The organism is Marinomonas sp. KMM3893 (assembly GCF_004352855.1).
Taxonomy (GTDB): domain Bacteria; phylum Pseudomonadota; class Gammaproteobacteria; order Pseudomonadales; family Marinomonadaceae; genus Marinomonas; species Marinomonas arenicola.
The window spans coordinates 558,405-584,607 of record NZ_SJSC01000001.1 but is presented as its reverse complement, the minus strand read 5'-3'; the positions used below and the strand labels follow the sequence as shown (position 1 = coordinate 584,607).

Genomic DNA, 26,203 nt, shown 5'->3' with positions numbered 1-26,203 from the left:
TATGTCCAACTTATTGAGTGAGTATGATAGGATGAGCGCTCTCAAAAATCGATTATTATGTGGCTATGAACTCTTCATATTTGAATTTTAAGGATAAACACATCCTCGTTGTGGGCGATGTCATGTTGGATCGCTACTGGCATGGTGGCACCTCTCGAATTTCACCAGAAGCCCCTGTGCAGGTAGTAAAAGTCTCTAATATTGAAGACCGACCTGGCGGAGCAGCGAATGTCGCTCTTGGACTGGCTAAACTTGGCGTAGCCGTGACCTTGGTTGGTGTTGTTGGTAAAGATGAAAACGCCGAAGTATTGACGCGCTGTTTAGAAGCGGAAGGCGTGAACTGTCAGTTTGTCTATTCCGATGCCTTGCCTACCATTACCAAGCTGCGTGTGATGAGTCGTCATCAACAGTTGATTCGCTTGGACTTTGAAGAGCGAGAAGACAGTCTATCTCAAAATGACGCTGTCGCTACTATGGTAAAAGCCTGTCTGCCTAATGCCGACGCGGTGATTTATTCCGATTACGCCAAAGGCTGTTTGGCGGATGTACAGACGTTGATTCAATTATCGAATGCAGTCGATGTCCCAAGTTTTATAGACCCGAAAGGCGATGACTTTTCTATCTATAAAGGGGCAACTCTGGTCAAGCCTAACTTATTAGAGTTTGAAAATATTGTTGGCAAGTGCCGCTCAGTCAAAGAGTTGGAAGAAAAAGCCAAGGCGCTGCGTGAACAGTTTGGTTGGGATGCTTTATTGGTCACCCGTGGTGAAGACGGTTTAATACTATTGAGTGATAACAAGCCACCATACTCACTGGCGACAGCGGCAAAAGAAGTGTTCGATGTTACTGGTGCAGGAGACACTGTAGTGGCGGTGTTGACCGCTGTTTATGTCACCAGTAAACGTTTTATTGACGCTGTAGAGTATGCCAACCAAGCCGCAGGGTATGTGGTGGGTAAGTTGGGAACCGCGTCTATTAATGCCGAGCAGCTTGATGCCATCATGTATCAGCGTAATCGTACGACAAATTTTGGTGTGTTATCGCCTACGGAAGTACTTGAGCAAATCAAATTGGCTCAAGTAAGCGGTGAAAAAGTGGTTTTCACCAACGGTTGTTTTGATATTCTCCATCCTGGTCATGTAGCGTACATGAAACAAGCCAAGGCTTTGGGGGATCGATTAATCGTTGCGGTGAACACCGATGCATCAGTGAAACGCTTAAAAGGCGAGAAGCGACCGATTAATAACCTAGAACATCGTATGGCTGTGTTGGAAGGCATTGGCGCGATTGATTGGGTGACCTGGTTTGATGAAGACACGCCAAAAGAAATAATCGAAGCGTTAAGTCCAGATGTATTGGTAAAAGGCGGTGATTACACCATTGAGAGCATAGTAGGTGCAGAGCATGTACTGTCCCATGGTGGTGAGGTAAAAGTATTGACCTTTGTTGATGGTTATTCAACAACCTCCATTATTGAGAAGGCAAATCTTTAAATGCAAGACGAAACGACATTGAATGTGAAAAAACAACAAGAAACCGCGTCTGGGATGTCACTGTATTTCAGGTTATTAGGCTACGTAAAGCCATCAATAGTGTATTTCCTATTAAGTGTGTTTGGCTATATTTTATACTCATCCATGCAGCCGGCGTTAGCCGCATTGCTTAAGTACATTGTAGATGTTGTCTCAAATGGCACTGTGGTTGAAGGGCGTATGCTAATCCCAATGGCCATTCTTGGTGTTTTCTTAGTGCGTGGGGTAGGGACCTTTTTGGGTAGTTACTGCATGGCTAAAGTCGCCAATAACGTAGTGTTTGACCTGCGAACCAGCATGTTTAATAAAATGGTGACCTTGCCATCCAGTTATTTTAACAACATGCCAAGCGGCCGTTTATTGGCGAAGTTAACCTACGACACAGAGCGAGTCATCGATTCTGTTACCCAAGCCATTCAGGTGATTTTGCGAGAAGGGTTAACCGTTGTCGGTTTGCTGGGGTATATGTTGTTCATCAACTGGCGCCTTTCTTTATTATTTTTGTTTGTGATTCCAATTATCGGCTTGGTTGTACGGTACGCTTCTAAACGTTTTCGTAAATTAAGCCTGAAAATTCAAAATGCCATGGGTGGTGTGACAGATGTGGCCTCTGAAGCGATTAAAGGTCATGAGGTTATTAAAATTTTTGGCGGTAATGAATACGAAACTCGACGCTTTTATAAAGCGGTGCAAGAAAACCGTCGCTCACAACTGAAAATGGAATTAACCAAGGCGCTGAATGTGCCTATTATTCAATTTGTTATTGCGATTTCTTTGTCGCTATTGATTTGGTTGGCGTTAGATCCTGCTATTTCAGCAAGTATGTCTGCCGGTGATTTTGTTGCCTTCATCGGTGCTGCAGGCATGTTGAGTAAGCCGATGCGCCAACTGACCTCAGTAAACAGCATTTTGCAAAAAGGCATTGCTGCAGCGCAGAGTATTTTTGCCTTTTTGGATCTGGACAGTGAAAAAGACACCGGAAGTAAAACGGCAGATCGCTTGAAAGGGGACATTAGCTGGAAAGGGTTAACCTTCAGTTACCCTGGAATGGATAAGGACGCCTTGAGTGATGTCACCTTGTCCTTGCCCGCTGGTAAAAAGCTTGCGTTGGTTGGTCGTTCAGGCAGTGGTAAGTCTACTTTAGCCAACCTGATTCCGCGTTTTTATGATGTGAACGATGGTTGCTTGTTCATTGATAATGAAAATATCAATGACTACCAACTAGATGATCTGCGTAAAAACATTGCTTTAGTTAACCAGCAAGTCGTACTTTTCAATGGCACTATTCAAGAAAATATTGCTTACGGTGGCTTGAAAGACGCTTCAGAAGAAGAGGTAATTGAAGCCGCAAAAGCCGCGAATGCTTGGGGCTTTATCCAAGAGTTAGAGCTTGGTTTGCAAACATTGGTGGGAGAAAACGGCGTATTGCTTTCTGGTGGTCAGCGCCAGCGTCTTGCAATCGCCCGAGCGATTCTAAAAAATGCGCCTATCCTGATTCTTGATGAAGCGACTTCTGCACTGGACACAGAGTCTGAGCGTGCGATTCAGCAGGCGTTAGACACATTGATGGAAAACCGTACGACTATTGCCATCGCGCATCGACTGTCTACGATTGAGAACTCAGATATCATTGCGGTCGTGGATCATGGCCAAATTGTTGAAATGGGTTCCCACAGTGAATTGTTGGCGAAGAATGGGGCCTATGCACAGCTTCATAATCAACAATTTAGCGATGTTGCTGAATAATTATGTGGCTTTATCGTCTTCTCTTGTTGGCATTGACGCCGCTTATCTTAGTCAAGGTTCGGCGCTTTAGAAAAAGCTACCCTGCGTATCGAGCTCGTGAAGCCTTTGGTTTTTGGCAGCCGGTTAAAGCGGATATTTGGATTCATTGTTCGTCGGTTGGCGAAGTGTTGGCGGTGCGACCTTTGGTGGCTCAATGGGTAGAAAAATACCCTGAGCGTCCCATTTTGATCACCACAATGACGCCGACTGGTGCCGAACAAGTCGAAAAAACGTTTCCGTTTGCGGTTCATCGATACTTGCCTATGGATTGGCGGTGTGCGGTGAAACGTGCCTTAAAGCAGGTTGAGTGTGATCGTTTACTGATTGTGGAAACAGAGCTTTGGCCAAACCTTCTCCTTCAGGCGAAGCGAAAAGGTTTGCGTATCAATATCGTGAATGCTCGTTTAAGTGAACGCTCCTTTAAGCAGTACCAGAGATTTTCTCGACTATCGAAGCGTTTGATGGCATTGCCGAACAGTTTCTTAGCCCATGCACAGGCAGACGCGGAGCGCTTCAGTGCATTAGGGGCGAATAATGTATTGGTCACAGGCAGTATTAAGTTTGATTTGAGCGTGCCTGATTCGGTGGCTGAACAAAACTGGCATCGCCAAATGTCGAGCTCGTTTATTTGGACCGCAGGCAGCACGCACAATGGTGAAGATGAGCCTTTGTTAAAAGCCCATCAAGCGTTAGTGGAAAAGTACCCAGATGCCTTATTGATTCTAGTGCCTAGGCATCCAGAGCGTTTTCAAAGTGTGTATCAACTAGCGTGTGAGTATTTTGACAAGGTTGCTTTGCGTAGTCAGGTAGAGCCTCAATGTTGGGCGGGGCTTAACGTTGTTATCGGTGACTCTATGGGTGAACTGATGCATTATTATCAGGCGGCAGACTTGGCTTTTGTTGGTGGCAGTTTGGTAAAACGAGGCGGCCATAATCCCATTGAACCTGCTTTGCTGGCTCGTGCCACATTGGTTGGGCCCTTTACGTTTAACTTTGCGGATATCACTGAGCAGTTGATAAAGCAGCATGGGGCGATTCGTTGCCAGAATGCAGATCAGCTACAAGAGGTGGTTATTTCACTGGCAGGCAAACACAGTCAGTGTCATCGTCTTGGGCAGGCTGCGTTGCGTTTTGCACAGCAAAATCAAGGGGCGGTCACACGGGTTTTATCTGAAATAGACTTCCGTTAAACGACTCTTTACAATAGTCCCACTATATATCTCATGGGGTGTTTTGGTTGTGTTTTAGCCAAAGCTGAGAAGCCTTTGCTAACCCATTGAACCTGATCCAGATCATGCTGGCGTAGGAATCGAGATAGCAAGCCTTCCTTGCCATTTCCCCTGTACGCCGCTCATTTTTAGGAGCGACACAATGAATAAGTTTTTACTAAGCAGCTGTGCCATCGCAGGGGCGTTACTGTCTTTCTCAAGTTCTTCTTTTGCTGAAACCTTGAACGTTTATACCTATGACTCTTTTGCTTCTGATTGGGGCCCAGGTCCAAAAATCAAAGCCAATTTTGAAAAGGAATGTGGGTGTGACGTTAACTTCGTAACGGTTGATTCTTCGGTTGGTATCTTGTCTCGGGTACAGCTGGAAGGGAAAAGCTCAGAAGCGGATGTGGTGTTAGGCTTGGACCTTAATTTAATGCAAAAGGCCAAGCAGACTGGGTTGTTGGCAGAGTCAGGCGTCGACACAAGTCATGTTGTGACCCCCACACCTTGGACAGACCCGGTTTTTGTGCCTTTTGATCAAGGCTATTTTGCTTTTATCTATAACTCAGAAACCTTGTCATCGCCACCGACGAGTTTGCAGGACATTGTAGAAAATCAAAATCTGCGGGTGATTTATCAAGACCCAAGAACCAGCACCCCAGGGTTGGGGTTATTACTTTGGATGAAGGCGGTATACGGTGACAAGGCTGCAGATGCGTGGGCGACACTTGCCAAGCATACCGTGACGGTTACCAAAGGCTGGTACGACGGTTACAGTCTGTTCTTGAAAGGTGAGTCGGATGTCGTGTTGAGTTATACAACGTCTCCTGCTTATCATGTGGTCGCAGAAGGGAAACATCAGTATAAAGCCGCGCCTGCGAGTGAAGGTTTTTACCCTCAAGTGGAAGTGGCGGCGATGTTAAAAAATGCCCCTCATCCAGCCTTAGCGAAACAATTTATGTCATTTATTTTAACGCCTGGTTTTCAGTCCACGGTGGCTACGGGTAACTGGATGTTTCCTGTGATCAAGCAAGACAAACCGCTGCCGGCGGTATTCAAGACCTTGCCTAAACCTACCAAGGTATTGACCTTGGACGCCGATGAGGTGGCACAACAACGTAAAGCTTGGATAAATGAATGGCTTGAGGCAACGACGCGCTAATGATTTACCGCTTGTCAGTCATGCGTCAGTTGGTGCGGCTATTGCCCGCGTTAATTGGCGTCTTGCTTTTTGTGCTTGTTGGAGCCGCCAGTTTGGCGGCTCTTTTACATCATATGGACATGTCGCAGTGGAAAGGCTATTTACAAGACGCCTACTTGTGGCGAATTATTCGATTTTCATTGTGGCAGGCTCTATTAAGTAGCGTGCTCAGTTTGCTGATTGCTATTCCGGTAGCCTCTTGCTTGAGTCATCGGGAATTTAAAGGCAAACGGGTTTTGTTGCAGCTGTTTGCTGTGTCTATGGTGGTGCCTACCATAGTGGCAATTTTAGGCATTGTGGTGGTTTATGGTCGCTCAGGCTGGCTAGCAGATGGGTTGGGGGTTCATGTGCCCCTTTATGGCTTGTTAGGGATTCTGCTGGCGCATGTTTTTTTTAATATGCCATTGGCAGTGCGTTTGCTTATTCAAGGGTATGATTTGATCCCTTCTGGCCAATGGCGGCTCGCGTCGCAACTGGGATTTTCAAGAGGAACCTCCTTTCGTCTTATTGAATGGCCTTACATTAAGAAAGTGTTGCCAGGCGCTTTTGTATTGATCTTTATGCTTTGTTTTTCCAGCTTTTCTGTGGTGTTAAGTTTAGGTGGCGGGCCTAAATCCAGCACCTTAGAAGTTGCTATCTACCAAGCGCTACGCTTTGATTTTGATTTGGATAAAGCCAGTTTTTTATCGCTTCTTCAGGTGGCGATTTGTACCTTGGTCGCGACCTTGATTTATAAAGTGGCTCCTAAGAATCAGCAAGACGTTAGTTTGTTGAGGGCGCAATGTTTTTTTGTCAAAGACACGCGTGTAGCTCGTTGTTTTGACGGTTTTATCATGACGCTGGCGCTGCTGTTGGTGCTCCCCCCTTTTGTCGCTATTTTTGACCCTATTTTCTCAGCCCAATTTTTGCCAACTTTATTGGCGCCAGCAACGTGGCAGGCGTTGTGGGTGTCATTAAAAATAGCGCTGCCTGCGGCCATGTTAAGTGTGTTGTTAGGGGGCTGTTTTGGGGTGTTGGCTCGCATGGCAATGGGTCGAGGCTGGTGGGATTTTTTGCCCAGTAAATTAGAGCATTTGGGGAATATGATTTTGATGGTGCCCGGGCTTGTGTTGGCGACAGGGCTTTTTCTGTTATTGCGCAGCCTTGGTTTCGGACTGCAATCCAGCTATTGGGTGGTGGTGTGGGTGAATGCCGTGATGGCGTTGCCTTTTGTGCTTAGAGTGTTGATGCCCGTGTTGTACCAGCAAGAGAGGCGTTATCGAAATGTGTATTCGAGTCTCGGTATTTATGGTTGGTCGCGCTTTAAAATTGAGTGGTCGTTAATTCGCTCGAGCGTGGCTCAAGCGTTAGGATATGCACTCTTGTTGTCATTGGGTGATATGGGGGTTATCGCGCTATTTGGTAGTCAAGGGTTGGTGTCCCTGCCTCTTTACTTGTTCCAGTTGGTTGGTTCTTACCGTTTAGAAGAAGGGGCTTGTGTTGCGGTGATATTGATTTCTCTTTGTCTTATTTTGTTTTATCTTGCCACGCGCGTTATCGGAGGAAAGTCAGATGTTAGAGATTAATCTCCAATACGATTGGGAGCAATTTCATGCCGCCTATCAAGTGTCTATTGAACCTGGCATGACAACCTTGCTGGGGGCGAGTGGGGAAGGCAAAAGTACCTTGCTTCATTTACTTGGTGGGTATTTGAAAGGACGCGGAACCTTGTCTTATCAAGACGAGGATTTTTCAAGCTTAGCGCCTTTTGAACGTCCCATCTCTACCTTGTTTCAAAGTGACAATCTTTTTCCTCAGCTAACGGTTTGGCAGAATGTCGCTGTGGGACTTGAGCCGTCAATGCGGCTGACGAATGAGCAGCAGGAAAAAGTGGAGTGGGCCTTGTTGCAAACACAGTTAATGGCGAAGCGGGATCAATACCCTCAAGCCTTGTCTGGTGGGCAGGCGCAGCGGGTCGCGATCGCCAGAGTGTTGGTGCGTAAAAAACCCATCTTGTTGTTAGATGAACCCTTTAGCGCCTTGGACCCTATGTTACGAGAAGAGATGCTCAAGCTGGTTCACGATGTAACAAAAGAGTTTCATTTGACGACGGTTTTTGTGTCCCACATGCCAAGCGAGGCCTTGTTGGTTGGTGGGCGCGTGATGTTGATCGCAGGCGGTCGAGTTGTGGCCCATGAAACGGCCGATGTCTTAGCCTCTGATGTTATTCCTAGCACTTTTTCTCATTACCTTGGCACGGCAAATCGTTCGACAAATGAGATGAAATGATTTAATTGTTGAGTCGTGCGCGGTCACTGTTTGGCCGTATTATTACAATGGAAGTGAGGTGTGTGTGTCACTGGAACTCAATGAGAAGCAGAGGCTAAAAAAAGGCATATTGCTGACGATTGCTTATGCGTTTGTTATGTCGGTGACTGGGCTTGCTGCAAAGCAGGTGCAGACGACCATAGCGGTTCCAGTGTTGGTATTTTGGCAGAGTGTTTTTTGTGTCGCCGTGCTCTATCCGCAATTACGAGGCCGCTGGCAGCGCCGACCTATCGCTATTTGGAAAATTCATTTTCTACGCAGTGTGGGAGGATTTACAGGCTTTTTGTTTTATTACTGGGCGCTCAATCACATCCCTTTGGTTGAAGCGACCTTGTTGCGTTACTGTGCGCCACTTTGTGTGCCCTTAGTGGTGTTTATTATGCATAAAGTGGCCGTGCCAAGCGCCCGTTGGGTCCCTCTTGTTATTGGCTTTATTGGCGTGGCTTGTATTATTCAACCGACGCCAGAGCACCTTAATCCGTGGCATTTAATCGGTTTTCTATCCGCCATTGGTTTGGCTTTTTCTATGGTGACGACTCGTATGTTGTCTCATCAGGTGAGTGGTCAAGAAACCATGATGATTTATTTTTTGATCTCGGCAGGGCTGTCATTCTGCTTAGTGTTAATACAAGGAGACAGTTTGTTATTGCCAATGGCGAGTTGGCCATTGGTCGCGGTAGTTTGTATCACCTTGTATGTTGGTATGTTTCTCTACACCAAGGCCTACACTTATGCACCGGCGAGTGTGGTTTCTCCGGTGAGTTATGCCGGCGTAGTATTTAGTGGCTTATGGGGATGGATGGTGTGGGGGCATGTACCAGATGCCTTTGCTTATGCGGGGATGGCATTGATCTTTATAAGCATCCTTATTAGTACCCGCATCGCAAAGAGTCAAAGTGCCTAGTGTTGTTCGGCTGGTTTGAGGTGCATCAGTTTTTTGTTTAATAGGGTGGCGACGAAAATGCCCGAAAAAATCAAAACAATGCCAATGTAGTGGAAGTGATAAAGTTGTTCGCCAAGAAACAGCACAGAGAGTGAAATGCTAAACACAGGTAACAGATGAATAAATTGCCCTGCAGTGGCAGCCCCTAGCTTTTGTACACCTAAGTTCCAGCAAAGGAATGCCGCCAAAGAAGCAAACAATCCCATGTAGAGCAAAGTTCCCCAATTAATGGCGGATAACTCATTAAGCGACGTTGTGCCGAAAATGAAGAACAGCGGTGCTTGAATGGCGGTGCCAACGAATGCCGTGGTCGTAAAAAAGCCGATAAGAGACATCCCTTTGGGGCGTTTAGCGATCAAAACAGAATACACGGCCCAACTGATTGCCGCGGTAATGATCCATAGATCCCCTTGGGATATGGTCAAATGCAGAAGAGTGTCTAGGCTGCCTCGACTAATAATTTCAATCGCGCCTATGGTTGATAGAAGTATACCTACGTTTTGTAGCCAGCTGGTTTTGCTGCCGAGTAATAGCCTAGCTGTGATGAGGATGATAACAGGTACAATGGCGTTGAGCAGCACGGCGTTGGTGACACTGGTTGAGGTTAAACCAATGTATAAAAAAAGGTTGTAGTTACAAATGCCTAGCCAGCTAAACAGTAACAGCAGAGGCCAGTTCTTCACAATTATCGCGCGTTCTGCCCAGACTTTTTTGTAGGCAAAAGGCAGTATGATCAGGCAGGCAATACTCCAGCGTAAGAAAGAAATAGAAAAGGGGTCAATGCCTTCAGAAACGGTGAAACGTCCTAGTACATAATTACCAGACCAAAAAAGCACTGGCAGCAGCAAGTAAACAAAAGCGGGCATGTAACATCCTTATTAGAGTGTGGCTGTTTGAATCAGGTGTCTGATCAAATCGCTCTGACGACAGTCGATTTTAGATTGTCGCCAGAGTGGTTACCTTACTCTGCTTAAAACTTATAAATAATGCCAGCCCTAGCAATGCTTTTATGGTCTTTTTCAACGATCGGGCTGTCTAATACGTTACTGTTGTATTTCACGTAGGTGGCGCTTAAATTAACCGTCAATGATTGTGTGATTGGGTAAAAACTATTGAGAGTGACACGAGTCATGGTCGTTGAAGGCGCGTTATAGGCGCTAATGGCCCCGCTTGTTTTTGCCGCTTCAGACGAGCTGACGCCCAATTGATAATCGCTCATTTCGCTGCTCATATAGCGATAGTGGATGGACGGAATAAGGCGCCATTTTTGTACTTGAATAGGATAACCCGCGCCGACTTCAGCATAGTAACCACGGTTAGTGTCGCTTACATCTTGGGCGAGTTTGGCCGAAAAGAAGCCAATCTTCGCATGCACTATGGCCATGACACTGTCGTCACGATCATCCAGTTTTTGAATGTTTTTATCGTCTGAGTCATCAGGATCAAATTCGGCAAAATGATAGCCAAGACCAACGCCTATATTGCGTTTTGAATGATTTGGCAAAAAATTATAACCAAGCTCTGGCCCTTTTAAGTAGAAATGTTCGCCAGTATAGGCAACAAACGGAAGCACTTTAGTGTCACTGTCAGTGTCTTTATAAATAGAAGTCGCATAGATGCCCATGGCGCCTACGCTGAAATCACCGCTATCAGCCAGAGCCATGGCTGGCGATAATGGGAGTAGGGCGGCGATGAGAATGCCCATGTTACGGCGCGATATCATTGAGTTTCTTCCTTATTTAATTAAAGACCTAGGTTGTTTTATGGTAAATAGACGAGTGAAATATGTAAACGAATACTAGCTATGCCTATTTATTTATAAGAGTGCGCGGGCTAGACAGCGAGCTAATTGCTTAAAGGAAAGAAAAACCTTCTTATCAAGGTGCTCAGCGTGTTTATTTATTGTTCTGTATGCTATACAATTCGCGTCCCTGTAAATCTATACTCCTTGTCTCAAGGCTTCATAACAGGGGGAGCGTAGAGGCTAGAATCCATAAGGAGAGCTTAAATGCGTCATTATGAAATCGTCTTTCTGGTTCACCCAGATCAAAGCGAACAAGTACCAGCAATGGTTGAGCGTTACACTAACCTAATCACTGAAGATGGTGGACAAGTTCATCGTCTAGAAGATTGGGGCCGTCGTCAACTAGCTTACCCAATCAACAAAATTCACAAAGCACATTATGTTCTTATGAACATTGAGTGTTCTGACAGTGTTTTAGCTGAATTAAACGATACTTTCCGTTATAACGATGCAATCATCCGTAACTTGGTGATTCGTTGTAAAGATGCGATTACTGATGTATCTCCTATTAAAGCTTCTGAAGGTCGTGAAGATCGTCGTTCTGCTCCTCAACGTGAAGAGCGCAACAACGAAACAACTGAAGAAGTTGTTGCTGAAGAATCTGAAGATTAATCAATATTTTTATTAGGAGACACGTATGGCTCGTTTTTTTCGTCGTCGTAAATTCTGCCGTTTTACAGCAGAAGGCGTTAAACAGATCGATTATAAAGATCTAGAAACACTGAAAGGTTATGTTACTGAAACTGGTAAAATCGTACCTAGCCGTATTACTGGCACTAAGGCACGTTACCAGCGTCAACTAGCGACTGCGATCAAACGCGCTCGCTACATTGCTTTGCTTCCTTACACTGATAGCCACTTCAATTAATAGGTGGAACGAAGTACCAGAATGAGCGCTTTAGCGAAATGGGTTATGACACGTCCGCGCAATGCCATTATTGGTGTTGCTGTTTTCAGTATCATACCCTTACTGTTCTGGGTGTCTGCCGCCATTATTGGTTTGGTAGTACTTCGTAGAGGTGTTAAAGAAGGAATACCTGTATTAGCTTGGGGATGTCTACCTGCAATAGTTTTGTGGGCATACCAAGGTGATGCGACAGCACTGATGGTGTTGATAGACGTGACTTTGTTGGCTTGGTTACTCAGGGCAACAACATCATGGAGTTGGGTGTTAATTGTTGGCAGTTTTATTGCCGTCATCAGCACTTTTCTGCAGCCTTTGCTTATGTCAGACATGTTGAATTTAGTGACAACACTGATTCATCGAATTTTGACATCGGAAGGGGTGGTAGTACCGGACAAAGGTATTATTTTTCATCAAGCGGTAGTGGCCTTGTCCATTATTCAGGCGATGATTGCTATTGTGTCGCTCTTTTTAGCGCGAAAATGGCAAGCAGGGCTCTATAATCCTGGTGGATTGCGACATGAATTTCATCAGCTAAGACTGCCGATAGCGTTTAGCTTGGTTTTAGGTGCCATGGTGTTGCTAGGCGAAAGCTTAGGAGGATCGTACCTTGTTTTATCTCAAGCGGCCATTCCAGCCTTAGTGTTGCCAGGCATTGCGTTAGTGCATGGTGTTCTAGCAAAAAAAAGAATTGGGATTGTTGGACTGATTGCATTTTATCTTGTGGGATTCTTTGTTCTAAACGTCTATTTCGCAAACATATTGATCGTACTTAGTGTGATTGATAGTTTTGTAAATATTCGAGAACGAATCCAAGATAAGTCATCCAGCATCAAGTGATAGTGAATGATTAATTAGAGGTGATCGAGATGGAAGTTATTCTACTCGACAAAGTAAACAAGCTAGGTGGTATTGGTGACGTTGCAGTCGTTAAACCAGGTTATGCTCGTAACTTTTTGATTCCGAACAGAAAAGCTGTAATGGCAACTAAAGCTAACTTGGCTAGCTTTGAAGAACGCCGTGCTGAACTTGAAGCTCAAGCTGCAGAGCGTAAAGCTGCTGCTGAAGCTCGTGCTCAAACACTAGAAGGCAAAACTTTCAAATTCGAAGCGAATGCTGGCGATGAAGGTAAACTTTTTGGTTCTATCGGTACACGCGATATCGCTGAAGTAATTTCTGCAGAAGTAGAAGTTTCTAAAGCAGAAATTCGTCTTCCTGAAGGCGCTATTCGCCACACAGGTTCTTTCGAAGTTGACGTTCAAGTACACCCAGAAGTGGTTGTTACTGTTACTTTGGAAGTTGTTGCTCAGTAATTCGTTTCGACGAAAACTGATCAATAAAAAAGGGTGTCTTGTTTAATACAAGATGCCCTTTTTTTGTTGTTGTCATGATAAGCTAATCCCCTTGTTTTTCCTCTATTCTGGTTCGGGTGTTTTTACGTGCAATTAAACGATTCTGAAATCGCTTCTATTAAATTACCGCCTTACTCTATTGAAGCCGAACGCTCCGTCGTTGGTGGCTTGATGCTAGACCCGCAAGCTTGGGAAAAAGTGTCTGAATTGGTTATTGCCGATGACTTTTATCGCCCTGAGCATAAGCTGATTTTCTCAGTAATTGCGCGATTAGCGGATGAGTCGGAACCGATTGACGTCGTGACAATCGGTGAGCGTCTGGATAAGCGTGGGGACTTAGAATCCATTGGTGGCATGGCCTACCTGATTGAAGTTGCGGAAGCGACACCCAGTGCGTCTAACATAGCTTCTTATGCTGACATTGTGCGTGAACGTTCTATTCTGCGACGCCTTATTTCTACCACCAATGAGATTTCGGCTAGGGCCTTTCACCCCGAAGGCATGACGGCCGCAGAAGTCTTGGATGAGGCTGAGCGTCGAATTTTTCAGATTGCTGAAGGCGGTGAGAAAAAAGGTGGCCCACGCATCGCGTCAGATATATTGAGCGCGACGGTGGACAAGATTGACGAACTCTACCACCAAGAAGGTGCTATCACCGGTTTGAGTACGGGGTTTACAGATTTAGATGGCATGACGGCAGGTTTGCAAAAATCCGACTTGGTGATTGTGGCGGGTCGCCCTTCCATGGGTAAAACGACATTTGCAATGAACTTGGTGGAAAATGCCACCATGATCAGCGATAAGCCCGTTATTGTATTTAGTCTCGAGATGCCTTCTGAGCAGCTGATGATGCGTATGTTGTCTTCTTTAGGGCGCATTGACCAAACACGCATGCGTTCAGGTCAGCTAGTGCAAGAAGATTGGGATAAGCTGATGTCGGCAGTGAAAATGCTCAAAGACCGTAAGTTATTTATTGATGACACCGGTGGTATTAGCCCAACTGAGATGCGTTCTCGGGTGCGTCGTATTGCGCGTGAGCATGGCGGTGTGGCTCTGATCATGGTCGATTACCTTCAGTTGATGCAGATCCCAGGTTTCACCGAAGGCCGAACCAATGAGATATCTGAGATATCTCGATCGCTAAAAGCCATTGCCAAAGAAATGGAATGTCCTGTTGTGGCACTTTCCCAGCTTAACCGTAGTTTGGAGAATCGCCCAAACAAGCGTCCGGTTAACTCGGATTTGCGTGAATCTGGAGCGATCGAGCAGGATGCGGATGTCATCTCATTTGTTTATCGTGATGAGGTGTATCACGAAGACTCTCCGCACAAAGGTATTGCTGAAATTATCATCGGTAAACAGCGTAATGGTCCGATTGGAACTTGCCGCTTAGCCTTTGTTGGTAAATACACTCGATTTGAAGATCTGGCGCCAGATGCTTATCGTGATTTCGATGATGAATAGGCGTCACCTACTCGTCATTCGATTAATGTAAACTCCCATAAAGACAACAATAAGGCCACAAGAATGGTGGCTAAAATATAACAAAGAGACCTGGAACTGTTTATGAAAAAAATGCCTGTTACCAACAAAGAATATGATTTTCCTGCGGATTATCAGATTGTCTCAAGTACGGATACAAAAGGGCGTCTTACCTTTGTTAACGATCACTTTTGTGATGTGGCTGGCTATGAACGTGAGTCATTAATAGGTAAAGCGCATAACGTCATTCGTCACCCAGATGTTCCGCCTGCTGTGTTTGCTGATATGTGGAGCAACTTGAAACAAGGCAATAGCTGGATGGGTTTGGTGAAAAACCGTTGTGCGAACGGCGACCACTATTGGGTAAGTGCTCACGTTAGTCCCTTGTTAGATAATGGAAAAATTATCGGTTATGAATCCGTGCGCCGAAAAGCAACGCGTGATGAGATTCAGCATGCGCAGTCATTTTATGATCGGCTAAATAGCGGTAAAAAAGCGATACCGACGAGTACTAAAGTGGCGTCTTTTTTCAGCAACAGTGTGTGGCCGCTATTGCTTATTGTTGTGCTTATGACGTGCGTTGCTCTGCTGTCTGCAAGTTTGCCTTTGCAAGTGTTGGGTGGGTTGGCTGGCGTTATTGGTGTGTGGTTGCTGTTTATTCAAAAGCAGTCTTTAGATGCCACGTTACGGAATCTTCCAATCGAAGCACAAAACCCAATAGGTCAGTATTTATATTGTAAAAGCATTGGTAGCAAGGCAGCAGTGCGTTTTGGTCATACTCATCAGGACGCCGCAGGCAATACTTTCCGCTATCGCTTACTGGAAGGGTCAGAGCAGTTACGCAAACGCGCTTCCAATGTCAAAGTCAGTGTGGCGAGCAATTTAGATAACTTTACTAAACAGCGAGATACGTTTAGAAGCGTTGTGGCGGCAAGCTCGCAGCTATTGCAAAGTGTTAATGATGTGGCAGAGCACGTTGGCAGAGCGGCTGAAGCGACAGAGTTGGTGGCAATTTCAGCGCGTGAAAGTCAAAGTTTGGCGCTTGATACTGGCGACACCATGAGACAAGTGTATTCTGAAATATCGGCGGCCAAAGGCGTGGTAGAGATATTGGCTGAGCGCAGTGATAGCATTAATAATGTGGTGAATTCGATTAGTGACATTGCCGATCAAACCAACTTACTTGCTTTGAATGCGGCGATTGAGTCGGCACGAGCAGGTGAGGCGGGGCGCGGATTTGCCGTCGTAGCCGATGAAGTTCGAGCGCTGGCAATCAGAACGCAAGCGGCGACGCAAAGCATTAATGAAATGACCGAAGAGTTGAAGAAAAACACCTCTGACGTTACCCAAGCGATTGATAAGGGCAGCCTTGTTGCACAAGAAGGTGTGAGCCGAGTGGAGCAAGTGGCTGAGAAAATGCAGACGATAGAATCCTCTATTAAGCATATTGTTGAAATGACGGCGCAAATTAATGTCTCTTCAGAAGAGCAGGCTGGTGTGGCGCGTGATCTGAACGAGCAGATGCAGCAAGTGGATGCCTTGAGTTTGGCAAGCATCGAGCGCGCTGAAAATACGGTTACGAATATTGCGCACATTGAAGAAGAAGCGTACGAGCAAGGCAATCTGGCTGAACGTATGAAATCGTAAAAAAGAAACAGAAAGCGCCTTATAAAAAAGCCTAGAAGAACCGCTTAGTACTCGTTACTAAGTGCGCTTCTGGGCTTTTTTAATGGCATTAGTAGCTGAGAAAGTTGTCAGTATTTGTTATGGTTTGCGAAATCTATTGTTAAGGGTGAAATAAGATGCGAATAGCAGTAATTGGTGCGTCTGGGCGCATGGGAAAGAATTTGATTATCGCAGCGAACGAGGCGGAAGGTGTTTCTCTTGGCGCGGCTATTGTGAAAGCAGGAAGTTCACTTGTTGGCGCGGACGCGGGTGAGATAGCAGGTATTGGTAAGCTTGGCGTTGCCGCTGTGTCATCACTGGATGACTGCGTAACCGATTTTGATGTGTTGATTGATTTTACAACACCGGCACTGACGTTAGAAAACGCTGCATTTTGTGCGCAACATAATAAAGCGATTGTGGTTGGCACAACTGGCTTAAACGATGAAGAGAAGGCGACATTAACTTCTTTTTCAGAACAGTCTCCTGTTGTTTTCGCACCTAACATGAGTATTGGTGTGAACTTGACGTTAAAGTTGTTGGCTACGGCAGCTGAAATTTTGGGCGATGATTACGACGTTGAAATTGTCGAAGCGCATCACAGACACAAAGTGGATTCTCCTTCTGGCACGGCGTTGCGTATGGGAGAAGTGGTTGCTGAGGCGTTAGGTCGTGACCTTAAAGAATGTGCTGTTTACGGTCGTGAAGGTCAGACAGGCGCTCGTACGCAAAAAGAAATTGGTTTTGAAACCATTCGCGCCGGCGATGTCGTGGGCGAGCACAGTGTTTGGTTTGCAACAGAGGGCGAGCGTATTGAGATCGTTCATAAAGCCAGCAGTCGTATGACTTTTGCTAAAGGCGCAGTCCGTGCGGCCAAATGGCTGTCAGGTAAATCAGCGGCTATGTACGATATGCAAGATGTACTGAACCTAAAATAACTTGCTGTTATTGGACACAAAGAAATGGCCGCGATTGCGGCCATTTTTATTGTTTGCCATACACTAGAAAGTTAACTCGGAGAGAGAACGTCCGCTAATTTTCGAGCCTCAAGTCGACCGGTTAGTTCGCCTGCTTTATTCACAACAGGTAAGTCAAATCGAGTGTTAAGAGACAAAGGGATAACCTTTTGCAATAGGTTGGCTTTACGTACAGACGGTACGGGATGAAGCGCGTCTTTTAGGGGGCTTTCGTCGTCTAAAGTGGTGGCTTGTTCTTTGGTAAGCACACCTTGATAGCCTTCGTTGTTAAACACAAATACGTATTCTTTGTCTTGAGGGAAGTTGGCCTTCGCTTCTTTTACCGTATTGGCGTCGAGTTTTTCAGTGCTTGGCGTCATTACCGTTTGTACTGATAAAGCTCTTGCTCGGTTAACGTCGCTGGCAAAGGCTTTAACGTAGTCGTCAGCAGGGCGTAGCATGATATCGACTGGAGTACCAATTTGGACGAGTTTGCCGTCTTTCAGAACGGCAATTCGATCCCCCAAACGCAACGCTTCGTCTAAATCGTGGGTGATAAAGATAATGGTTTTCTGCAGATTCTCTTGCAGTTCAATAAGTTGTTCTTGCATTTCGCTGCGAATCAGCGGATCTAAAGCGGAAAAGGCTTCGTCCATAAGAAGAATTTCAGCGTCTGTGCACAACGCTCTGGCTAAGCCAACGCGTTGCTGTTGCCCACCAGACAGTTGGGAAGGGTATTGCTCTTCGTAGCCCGCTAAGCCTACGGTATCGAGCCACTGAGTGGCTTTTGGCACCCAATCCGTTTTCTTCTCGCCCTTAATGGACAGACCGTAACCTACGTTGTCCACGACGTTTCTGTGTGGCATTAGACCAAAGTGTTGGAATACCATGGCCATTTTGTGACGACGAAACGTGATCAGCTCTTTTGGTGAGAGCGCCATGATGTTTTCGCCGTCGACTTTGATTTTGCCTGCCGTTGGATCAATTAAGCGGTTAAAGTGGCGAATAAGCGTGGATTTCCCTGAACCAGAAAGGCCCATAATAACGAAAATCTCGCCGCGCTTAATGGTTAGGTTTATGTCTCTAAGACCAACAGTATGGCCTGTTTCTGCGAGTACATCTTCTTTGCTAGCGCCAGCTTTTACCTGGGGTAATACGTCATTGGGCTCTTCACCGAAGATCTGATAAAGGCCTTCTATCTCTATTAATGTTTCGCGATTATTATCCATTATCATTTCCTTCCATATGTCTTTGAGCGCGTTTTGCATAAGTCTGAGAAACACGGTCGAAAATGATTGCTAATGCGACAATTGCTAGACCATTAAGTAACCCGAGAGTGAAATATTGGTTGGTGATGGATTTTAACACCGGTTGACCTAGGCCTTTAACACCGATCATAGAGGCCACTACCACCATGGCCAAAGCCATCATAATAGTTTGGTTAATGCCTGCCATGATCGTTGGCATGGCCAATGGGATTTGTACACCGAACAGTCGTTGTGTCGCTGTTGCGCCGTAAGCTGTGGCGGCTTCCAGTGTTTCTTTGTTGACTAGGCGTATGCCCAAATTTGTCAACCGAATAACAGGTGGAATGGCGTAGATGACCACCGCAATAACGCCCGGAATTTTACCGATGCCCAATAGCATCACCACAGGGATCAAGTAGACAAACGCAGGCATGGTTTGCATGATGTCGAGAAGCGGCGTGATGATGGAGCGAGCTCTATCGGAGCCTGCCATTAAGATGCCAATGGGAATCCCTATGCAGATGGACAATATGGTACACACAGTAATGATGCTGAGTGTCCGCATGGTGTCTTCCCACATGCCAAAGTAACCAATGGCTAGAAAAGAAGCGAGAACGCCTAGGCATAATCGCCATGATCGCGTTGCGGCATAAACTAAGCCGACAATGGCGGCAAGTACAATCCACCAAGGTGTTTGTATTAATAGGTCTTCAAACCAAATAAGGAAGTGTAAGAGAGGGTTGAAAAAGTCCTCGATCGATTGGCCGTAAGCGCGGGAAAAAGTTCGGTAGGCACTGTCTAGTGTTTGTCGTATGGCCAGCAGATCACGTCGGCTCATATCTGGAAATTCTGTTAACCAGGAGCTGTCTATCATAAATAATGTCTCAAAGAGTAAAGCAGGGTATCGAGCCATGCAAAGGCATGGCTCTTTGTTATCTTAACGAATTATAGATTGTTGATAGCTTTGTCAAGTTTGGCTTTCACGTCTTTATTTACCCATTTAGACCAAATGTCTTCATGGTTCATCATGAAGTTCTCAGCGGCGTACTGGCCATCCGCTTGGTTGTCTTCCATCCAAGCAAGTAGCTTGTTCATCTGAGCGTTAGTAAATGAGCGTTTTGCCGTGTAGGCATAGGCTTGTGGTGCACGTTTAGCAAACTCGGTTGTGGTGATGCTGTACACAGGGGAAGGTGGATACATAGTCACTTTAGGATCTAGGCAACTGTCTTTCGTAATACAGTTCATGTAGTGCTCTTGGTTAATACCTGAGCCAAAATCTACCTTAACCATTTCATATTTGCCTAAAATGGCCGTTGGTGCCCAGTAGTAACCAAACCAAGGTGCTTTGCGCTCATAGGCACGGCTTAATGAGCCAGATAGCCCCGCCGCTGAACCTGGATCAATTAACTCAAAACCAGCGTCTTCAAGGTGAAGTGCCTTAAATAAATTGCCAGCACTTATTTGGCAGCCCCATCCAGCAGGACAGCCATAAAAGGCCGAAACAGCATCGTTTTCAGGGTTTGGGAACTCTTTAGCGTGTTTCATCACACCCTGAATGGTCGCCAATGATGGGTCTTTATCGACCATGTATTTTGGAACCCAGAAACCTTCTTCGCCACCATCTGATAACGATTTACCAGCGATGCTTAGGCGTTTTTCTTTTACACCTCGATCAATCAGCTCACTGACCGCGTTTGTCCACATTTCTGGGGCTATGTCGGGTTGCCCTTTTTCAACCATGGAAGTACTGGTTGGCATGGTGTCTCCTGGTATTAATTCTGCGTCACAGCCGTAGCCGTTATTAAGAATAAATTTATCAACATTGGCCATAAAGGACGCTGAATTCCAGTTCATATCTGCGATTTGTACTTTGCCACAGCTGCTTGCTGCTGCAAATGACGAGGTCGCTGCAAGTGTTAAAACACCAGCAATAAGGCTTTTGGTATACATGGTTAGGTTCCTGTTGTGATCTATAATTATTAGTCATCAAACTAAAATTAGTTTACACATCTAAATGAATTTATCAAATGTTTGTCATATTGGTGTCAGAAATGACTTTTTTTTAGCATATAAAAAGGAACGAAAAGAGGCGTTTTGGGCGAGGTTTAGCTTGTTTTTAGCTGAAAAAGGCAAAAAAAAGCTCACTTGTTTCCACCAGTGAGCTTTTGTTGCAAATTGTTGTGTCTTAGATATTTGGAGAGTTGATATCCAATAATGGTGCCGCATCAATGCTTTCAGCGTCCATCATGATGGCGATTCGTTGCAGAGATGATAGCACTTGGGTTTGTTCCCAGCCTTGTAAAGACTCGAATTCACCAATGAATTTCTCATGAAGTAGCGGTGGCGTAGTCTGTAAAATAGAGCGCCCCATTTCAGTTAATCTTGCATTGACGATGCGCTTATCTTTTTGTGCTCGGACTCGTTCTACGAGTTTGCGGTCTTCCAAGCGGTTTAAAATGGTGGTTACCGTTGCTTGGCTTAGTGAAACACTGTCTGAAATCTTACGAACAGTAACATCACCTAGCTCTTCAATTGACCGAAGTACCATGATTTGGGGAATAGTAAGTCCGCAGGCTTTAACAACACGTTTTGATTGTAAGTCCGTGGCGCGGATGATGCGTCTCAGATGAACGAGCACATCATGGAGGTGTTGAGATTCTGACATGTTACGAGTGTTATCCATTAAAATTTCCGCAAATTATATGCTTTCAAAGCCATTGGTTAAACTCTTTATAATTATTAACTTTAGGCGAGTAAGTCTATTATAAGGTAAACAATTTATAGCTCTAATCATAGTCTGCATTTTAAAAATGGGAAAGTAACTAATGCACTGGATTATTGTCAGCAATGCCCAGCTTACTTATGCTCTTTAATCTCCTTTAAGTCAGCAAAGGATTGAATCGCCGCAAGCCGCGCTGCTTTGTAATCAAGTATCGGGGAGGGGTAGCCGCATTCGATTCTTTGCGCAGGCGATGGGTTATGAATCGACTTTGCATCCAGTGTTTTCAACTCGGGAACAAAGCGTCGGATGAAGTCCCCCTTTGCATCGTAAGTCTCAGATTGACGGGTAGGGTTGAACACTCGAAAGTAAGGGGCGGCATCGCAGCCTGTAGACGCGCTCCATTGCCAGCCTCCATTGTTGGCTGAGAATTCACCATCGACTAACTTACTCATAAAATACGCTTCGCCCTTGCGCCAATCGGCAAAGATTAATTTGCTTAAAAAACTGGCGCTAACCATTCTCAGTCGGTTGTGCATCCAGCCTGTTTGATTGAGTTGTCTCATGGCGGCATCAACGATGGGAAAGCCTGTGTTGCCTTGTGTCCAAGCCTCAAACAGTGCCTCATCTTGATTCCAGCGAATAAAGTCGGTTTCGTTCTTAAAAGGTTTTCCCATCGCTAGAAAAGAAAAGTGGCCCATTAGTTGGCGGTAGAAGTCACGCCAAGCCAATTCTTTTAGCCAAATACTGTCTTGCCATCGGCGATCGGTTTGCTCACAGACATATTGGATCGCAAATAAACATTCTCTTGGACCGAGTGCACCCAACGCCAGATAAGGCGATAAGGTGCTTGTTCCAGGTTCCATGGGATAATCACGTTTTGCCTGATAATCGGCCTCTTTGGTGTAACAAAAGTGCCAGAGCTTTTGTTTTGCTATCTCTTGATCTGGTATCCATAGGTCATCTCGATAGGTTTGATCCCAATGGATTTCAGGCTCGATAAAGTCAAGGGCTTCACCTTGAGGCGCGGGCTCCGGCAATGGTTGCCAATCTTGCATGGAGAGCAAGGACAGCCAGCGTTTAAAGAAGGGAGTAAAGACTTTGAAGGGCGTCCCTTGTTGGCTTAATACTGCATTCGGCACGATCAAATCGACACTTTGGGGATGGCTTTCAATGCCTTTGCCTCTTAACTGTTGGCTGACCCCTTGGTCCCTTTGTTGTTCGTCAATCGGAATGTCTTGATTAAACCAAATGTGCTCTACGCCATGGCTTAAACAATAGCGCTCAAGGGCATCTGGTAGATCGTCAAACGTATCCACAGTAATCAGTTCTGCAGGAATGCCAGAGTCTGCTAGTTTTGCAAATAATCGACGAATCAACCCGGCTCGCAATCCTATTTTAGCCTTGGATTCGTGGTGTTTTTTCCATTGCGTTGGCGTTGCAGTCACCAGTACTCGAATGTTCCCTTCAAGCGCCGCGTAATAAAGCGCAGGGTTGTCGAGCCAGCGAAGGTCATTGCGAAGCCAAACAAGGTGTTTAATAGCCATAATAAAGTCCTAAACTGTGTTACGAATGCCTAAAGCGCTTGGGTAAGGTGCAAAGTAGCGCTGTTCTTTTACGTACTGACTACCATAGTGGTTCAGATAATGGCCGAGCAATGTCATCGGCGTGGCCAGATTCACTTCGCCACGACGGTATTGCTCAATCACACCGATAATGTCTTTGCGGATTGAGACATCCACCGAACGTTTTAAATACCCTACTAGGTGCATTAACGCATTACAGTGGTTTTTGCGTTTCGCAGGTGTGGATAGGGTTGTCATCAAGGCCTGAAAGTAGGCTTCTTTTAATGCCTCAAAAGGTCTCGGATCATTGCCTGATAGCATTTTTCCTAACGCCTTATAAGCAGGTTGCGAATGCGCCATCACGAGATATTTATAACGACTATGAAAAGCAATTAGCGCCTTCATACTCGGTTTTGCTGTGACGCTGTGACGAAATTCGTGATGCGCAAACACGCGCAGCAGAAAGTTTTCTTTTAACGCTGGGTCATTTAGACGCCCATCCTCTTCCATTGGCAGCAATGGGTAGCGTTCTTTTAATGCTTTGGTGAATAAACCGGCGCTGCGTTCCATATGAGGATGGCCATTTTCTTGATAGACCTTGATGCGCTCTAAACCGCAGCTTGGTGAGTTTTTCATGAGGATATAGCCATCAAGATGCTCTAATTTGTCTAAATAAGGGCGAGTCGCGTCCATGAAAGTGGCGGTAATATCGCCGCCTTTCTGGTTTGAGTAGGTCATTCTAGGGTTGCTTGGATCGCCTTCTAGGCGAACGGTCGGTCTTGGAGTGCCAAATCCAGCTGCCACTTCAGGGCAAAATTTCTGGTATTCAAAATAATCGCTCAAGCTCGTATCGCAATAAGCGGATCGGCTGTGCCCGCCGTTAAAGCGCACATTATCACCTAATAAACAGGCGCTGATGCCGACCGGAATTTTATGGGACAAGTGGTCGGCTGATAAAGAAGCGTGTGAGATAGTGTTTGGGGTTGTCATAATACTCTCCAACTAGGGTAAGTTATTCGCTGAGTTCATTGCTAAGGTGGTCGCATAAAGAGAGTGCGCTAAGCATGGCTCCTTCTGCGTCACCTTGGGATAGCCAGTCGCCAATAAGACCAATGTCTTGCTGCTTGTCCCATAAATAGGGCGCGTTTTCTACTATCGGCTGGGAGCGACTTAATAACCATCGATGAGGCTCTCCGTAGGCGCTAGGGGTGAGCTGTGTTTGCTCTTTAAAGGCCTTGGTCAACAGCTCGGTAATTTCTTGGTTTTCTTTGTTCAGATGTTTCTGAGCCCATTCTGGTGTCGTTTGTAGCACCCAGCGTTCTTGTGCTGGCGTTCTGCAAGGTTTCTGGTTGTCTTTAATCAACCTTGCTAGCGGGGAATCTGTCGCTTCGATTATGGATGGAAGCGTACTTGTCTCTGTTTCTAGCCACATTGCCCATTGCGACTGGTATGTCTGTCCGGCTTGAATCGCTTTTAGTAGCAATGTGTCAATGTCTGGGGTGTTGGCAAGTAAGATCGCCGCTTGTGGTGCGGGCGTTGCTATGACGATGCGTTTGGCAAAAAAGTGTTTGCTGTAATGGTCGTTATGCAATTGCCAGCAGTCTTCATTTTGCTTTTTTATACGCTCAATATGGTGTATTCGAGTGTTTGAAATCAACGCGATGTTATTGAGCCAATGGCGTGTAAGTGCACTCATTTTAGGTGTGCCTACATAATATTGTGCGTCATTTTCTTGCTCTTTTTGTGGTAACTGCGGCCAACGTTGGGCGACACCTATGTCACTAAGGGCCGCTAAAATAGCTTGAGTGCTTGCCTGAGTAGAGCGAATAAAGGGGGTACCAAGGTCGCAGCTTTGTTCATCGTTTAGTCGCTTGCTGCCAGCTCGGCCGCCAGTACCACGGCTTTTTTCCAGCACACAGACTTGATGACCAGCTTTGCTTAATAGGTTTGCACAAAGGCTTCCAGCAATGCCCGCACCAATAATGGCGACATCGTAGAGTAACGAAGTGTTTGTGGGTATCTGGGCATGCTTCATACTTGTACATCCTTTAGTTTTGTAACACTTATTCTTATACAATATAGTAGCTCGTATAACAAAAGCAATAGTGTTGTACAAAAAGAAACACTGTATAATATTTTGATATCAACTATTATTAATGAACTCGAAAGCCATCATGGCGCTGAAAGACTGCGTTTGGTGGCGCCAAGTAATAGAGGCGGATAATAAGAAAGGAAGTGATCAAGTGGACCAAGATATGATTGAGTTGAACACAGAAAGCGAAGAGGTGAATTTTCCTATTCGTACTCTATCGGCAAAAACTGGGGTGAATTCTGTGACCTTAAGAGCATGGGAGCGCCGCTATGGTTTGCTTAAACCGCAGCGTACAGAAAAGGGCCATCGACTTTACAGTGAAGAGGATGTTGCGCGCGTTGACGCCATTGTTCGATGGGTGCAACAAGGTGTGGCCGTGAGTAAAGTCAGAGCATTGCTTGATCGTGAGGAAAGTGCTGAAAATGTTACCCCAGCAACGGAATGGATAGAGTGGCAGGCTTCATTGATCAATCTGTCACGACAATTTAATGAAGATAAAATAGAGCATTTATATCAGCAGATATTCTCCCAATATCCTCCTTTAGTAGCGTTTAAAAATTGGATATTGCCCAGCCTAGAACAACTGACTGTTGGTGTGCATGCGCGCTTCTGCAACGCAGTATTGAGTCGTTGTTTAGCTGGCCGTCTTGCGTCGCTTAAAAACCAACATGTAAATGCCCCTAAGGTGTTAATTACTGGGTTGTATGGAGAGCGTACACTTTGGTGTTATATGGCGTCTGCGCTGTTTAGCGATCAAGGTTTCGCTTGTTGTGTTTTGCCCAATATGTCCTCTGGCCAAGATTGGCAAGCACTGATAGAAGGGCTTGAGCCGAGTGCACTTATTGCATTTTGTGAAAATGAACTCGCACCTAAATCCACGGATTTGATTACTGCATTGGATGCATGGGGTGAGCCAGTTGCCTTAATTGGTGCCAGTTTCTGGTTAGCGGCGCACGCTGATGACATGACTGAAATTGGCTCGGTGAAGGTGTATTCTGAGGCGTTAGAAGGCGTGACGGCGACACTAGAAAGGCTAGGTGGTGAGGAGTAAATGGATTGTGTGAATTTAAAAAACTATTAGATAGATAACAATAATATATTTTATCTATTTATGTGCCTCGAGTAGTCTATAACTAAGAGACAAAACGAGGAGAATCACATGACTAAGACCATTACTTTTGCTGTTATGCACTTTACCATTGCCTTTAGCGTGGCTTATTTAATTACTGGAAGTTTTATTGTTGGTGGCTTGGTTGCCATTGTTGAGCCTGCGATTAACACGGTTGCTTTTTACTTTCATGAGCTGTTTTGGACAAAACATGACAGCACGAAGAAAAATCACAGCATGAAGAAAGCATCAAAGTTTGATAATGCTTGGCAAGCAGCGAGTGAAAGTTACGCCCTAAGAGGCATGTGATCTTGGTATGATAAGACGCGA

The 26,203-nt window shown here is 45.5% G+C and carries 25 protein-coding genes and 1 riboswitch; of the genes, 16 read left to right on the top strand and 9 right to left on the bottom strand.

The annotated features are described in order from the left end of the window. Positions 1–65 precede the first annotated feature (65 nt). The 7 genes from hldE (at position 66) to E0D71_RS02635 (ending at position 8,940) form a co-directional block, all read left to right on the top strand. Complete coding sequence (gene hldE, locus E0D71_RS02665) at positions 66–1,493, top strand: bifunctional D-glycero-beta-D-manno-heptose-7-phosphate kinase/D-glycero-beta-D-manno-heptose 1-phosphate adenylyltransferase HldE (protein ID WP_133001737.1); 1,428 nt, start codon at positions 66–68, stop codon at positions 1,491–1,493. Next, complete coding sequence (gene msbA, locus E0D71_RS02660) at positions 1,494–3,278, top strand: lipid A export permease/ATP-binding protein MsbA (RefSeq protein WP_133001736.1); 1,785 nt, start codon at positions 1,494–1,496, stop codon at positions 3,276–3,278. It abuts the gene before it with no gap. A gap of 2 nt (positions 3,279–3,280) precedes the next feature. After that, on the top strand, positions 3,281–4,507 hold the full coding sequence (locus tag E0D71_RS02655; RefSeq protein ID WP_133001735.1) for a 3-deoxy-D-manno-octulosonic acid transferase: 1,227 nt from the start codon (positions 3,281–3,283) through the stop codon (positions 4,505–4,507). Positions 4,508–4,531: 24 nt separating this feature from the next. Next, a riboswitch (TPP riboswitch) is annotated at positions 4,532–4,644 on the top strand. Positions 4,645–4,688: 44 nt separating this feature from the next. Beyond that, positions 4,689–5,690 carry a thiamine ABC transporter substrate binding subunit gene (gene thiB / locus E0D71_RS02650; protein ID WP_133001734.1) on the top strand — a complete coding sequence of 334 codons (1,002 nt, stop codon included), beginning with the start codon at positions 4,689–4,691 and terminating at the stop codon, positions 5,688–5,690. Continuing rightward, a complete protein-coding gene (thiP, locus tag E0D71_RS02645) occupies positions 5,690–7,294 on the top strand; it encodes a thiamine/thiamine pyrophosphate ABC transporter permease (RefSeq protein WP_207923316.1) in 1,605 nt (534 codons plus the stop codon). Before thiB ends, thiP begins: the two co-directional genes overlap by 1 nt. Continuing rightward, positions 7,281–7,997, top strand: coding sequence for an ATP-binding cassette domain-containing protein (locus E0D71_RS02640; protein ID WP_133001733.1), 717 nt, complete (start codon positions 7,281–7,283; stop codon positions 7,995–7,997). The genes thiP and E0D71_RS02640 overlap by 14 nt, the downstream gene beginning before the upstream one ends. A gap of 64 nt (positions 7,998–8,061) precedes the next feature. Further along, a complete protein-coding gene (locus E0D71_RS02635) occupies positions 8,062–8,940 on the top strand; it encodes a DMT family transporter (protein ID WP_243711906.1) in 879 nt (292 codons plus the stop codon). Here the strand turns inward: E0D71_RS02635 and E0D71_RS02630 are convergent. Both E0D71_RS02630 and E0D71_RS02625 read right to left on the bottom strand, forming a co-directional pair. Further along, positions 8,937–9,845: a DMT family transporter gene (locus tag E0D71_RS02630; RefSeq protein ID WP_133001732.1), complete on the bottom strand. Its 909-nt coding sequence runs from the start codon at positions 9,843–9,845 to the stop codon at positions 8,937–8,939. The two genes, E0D71_RS02635 and E0D71_RS02630, sit on opposite strands and share 4 nt — an antisense overlap. A gap of 104 nt (positions 9,846–9,949) precedes the next feature. After that, positions 9,950–10,702, bottom strand: a complete 753-nt coding sequence (locus E0D71_RS02625; RefSeq protein WP_133001731.1) for a MipA/OmpV family protein — start codon at positions 10,700–10,702, stop codon at positions 9,950–9,952. Positions 10,703–10,987: 285 nt separating this feature from the next. Between E0D71_RS02625 and rpsF the strand changes: the two genes are divergently transcribed. From rpsF to dapB, 7 genes are all read left to right on the top strand, one after another. Further along, complete coding sequence (gene rpsF / locus E0D71_RS02620) at positions 10,988–11,395, top strand: 30S ribosomal protein S6 (RefSeq protein ID WP_133001730.1); 408 nt, start codon at positions 10,988–10,990, stop codon at positions 11,393–11,395. A gap of 25 nt (positions 11,396–11,420) precedes the next feature. Continuing rightward, the gene (gene rpsR / locus E0D71_RS02615; RefSeq protein WP_036161308.1) at positions 11,421–11,651 is read left to right on the top strand and encodes a 30S ribosomal protein S18; all 231 of its coding nucleotides are present in this window, start codon (positions 11,421–11,423) and stop codon (positions 11,649–11,651) included. A gap of 21 nt (positions 11,652–11,672) precedes the next feature. Further along, positions 11,673–12,527 carry a hypothetical protein gene (locus tag E0D71_RS02610; RefSeq protein WP_133001729.1) on the top strand — a complete coding sequence of 285 codons (855 nt, stop codon included), beginning with the start codon at positions 11,673–11,675 and terminating at the stop codon, positions 12,525–12,527. A gap of 29 nt (positions 12,528–12,556) precedes the next feature. After that, positions 12,557–13,000, top strand: a complete 444-nt coding sequence (rplI, locus tag E0D71_RS02605; RefSeq protein ID WP_133001728.1) for a 50S ribosomal protein L9 — start codon at positions 12,557–12,559, stop codon at positions 12,998–13,000. A 126-nt stretch (positions 13,001–13,126) separates the two neighbouring features. Further along, positions 13,127–14,503: a replicative DNA helicase gene (gene dnaB, locus E0D71_RS02600; RefSeq protein ID WP_133001727.1), complete on the top strand. Its 1,377-nt coding sequence runs from the start codon at positions 13,127–13,129 to the stop codon at positions 14,501–14,503. Between the two features lie 102 nt (positions 14,504–14,605). Beyond that, positions 14,606–16,168, top strand: a complete 1,563-nt coding sequence (locus E0D71_RS02595) for a PAS domain-containing methyl-accepting chemotaxis protein (protein ID WP_133001726.1) — start codon at positions 14,606–14,608, stop codon at positions 16,166–16,168. 155 nt (positions 16,169–16,323) lie between these two features. Then, on the top strand, positions 16,324–17,124 hold the full coding sequence (gene dapB, locus E0D71_RS02590; protein ID WP_133001725.1) for a 4-hydroxy-tetrahydrodipicolinate reductase: 801 nt from the start codon (positions 16,324–16,326) through the stop codon (positions 17,122–17,124). Positions 17,125–17,195: 71 nt separating this feature from the next. Here the strand turns inward: dapB and E0D71_RS02585 are convergent, their stop codons facing one another. The 7 genes from E0D71_RS02585 to E0D71_RS02555 form a co-directional block, all read right to left on the bottom strand. Then, positions 17,196–18,371: a glycine betaine/L-proline ABC transporter ATP-binding protein gene (locus E0D71_RS02585; protein WP_133001724.1), complete on the bottom strand. Its 1,176-nt coding sequence runs from the start codon at positions 18,369–18,371 to the stop codon at positions 17,196–17,198. After that, positions 18,364–19,263 (bottom strand): proline/glycine betaine ABC transporter permease, encoded by a 900-nt coding sequence (locus tag E0D71_RS02580; RefSeq protein WP_133001723.1) that lies wholly within the window; start codon positions 19,261–19,263, stop codon positions 18,364–18,366. The genes E0D71_RS02585 and E0D71_RS02580 overlap by 8 nt, the downstream gene beginning before the upstream one ends. 71 nt (positions 19,264–19,334) lie before the next feature. Then, positions 19,335–20,339 (bottom strand): ABC transporter substrate-binding protein, encoded by a 1,005-nt coding sequence (locus tag E0D71_RS02575; RefSeq protein ID WP_133001722.1) that lies wholly within the window; start codon positions 20,337–20,339, stop codon positions 19,335–19,337. Positions 20,340–20,574: 235 nt separating this feature from the next. Continuing rightward, a complete protein-coding gene (locus tag E0D71_RS02570) occupies positions 20,575–21,054 on the bottom strand; it encodes a MarR family transcriptional regulator (protein WP_133002111.1) in 480 nt (159 codons plus the stop codon). A 191-nt stretch (positions 21,055–21,245) separates the two neighbouring features. Then, positions 21,246–22,655 (bottom strand): FAD-binding domain-containing protein, encoded by a 1,410-nt coding sequence (locus E0D71_RS02565; RefSeq protein ID WP_133001721.1) that lies wholly within the window; start codon positions 22,653–22,655, stop codon positions 21,246–21,248. 9 nt (positions 22,656–22,664) lie between these two features. After that, a complete protein-coding gene (locus E0D71_RS02560) occupies positions 22,665–23,663 on the bottom strand; it encodes a DUF523 and DUF1722 domain-containing protein (protein ID WP_133001720.1) in 999 nt (332 codons plus the stop codon). A 22-nt stretch (positions 23,664–23,685) separates the two neighbouring features. Beyond that, complete coding sequence (locus E0D71_RS02555) at positions 23,686–24,708, bottom strand: FAD-dependent oxidoreductase (protein WP_133001719.1); 1,023 nt, start codon at positions 24,706–24,708, stop codon at positions 23,686–23,688. Between the two features lie 121 nt (positions 24,709–24,829). Between E0D71_RS02555 and E0D71_RS02550 the strand changes: the two genes are divergently transcribed. Beyond that, a complete protein-coding gene (locus tag E0D71_RS02550; protein ID WP_133001718.1) occupies positions 24,830–25,816 on the top strand; it encodes a MerR family transcriptional regulator in 987 nt (328 codons plus the stop codon). 108 nt (positions 25,817–25,924) lie between these two features. Then, positions 25,925–26,182, top strand: a complete 258-nt coding sequence (locus E0D71_RS02545) for a DUF2061 domain-containing protein (RefSeq protein WP_133001717.1) — start codon at positions 25,925–25,927, stop codon at positions 26,180–26,182. Positions 26,183–26,203 lie beyond the last annotated feature (21 nt).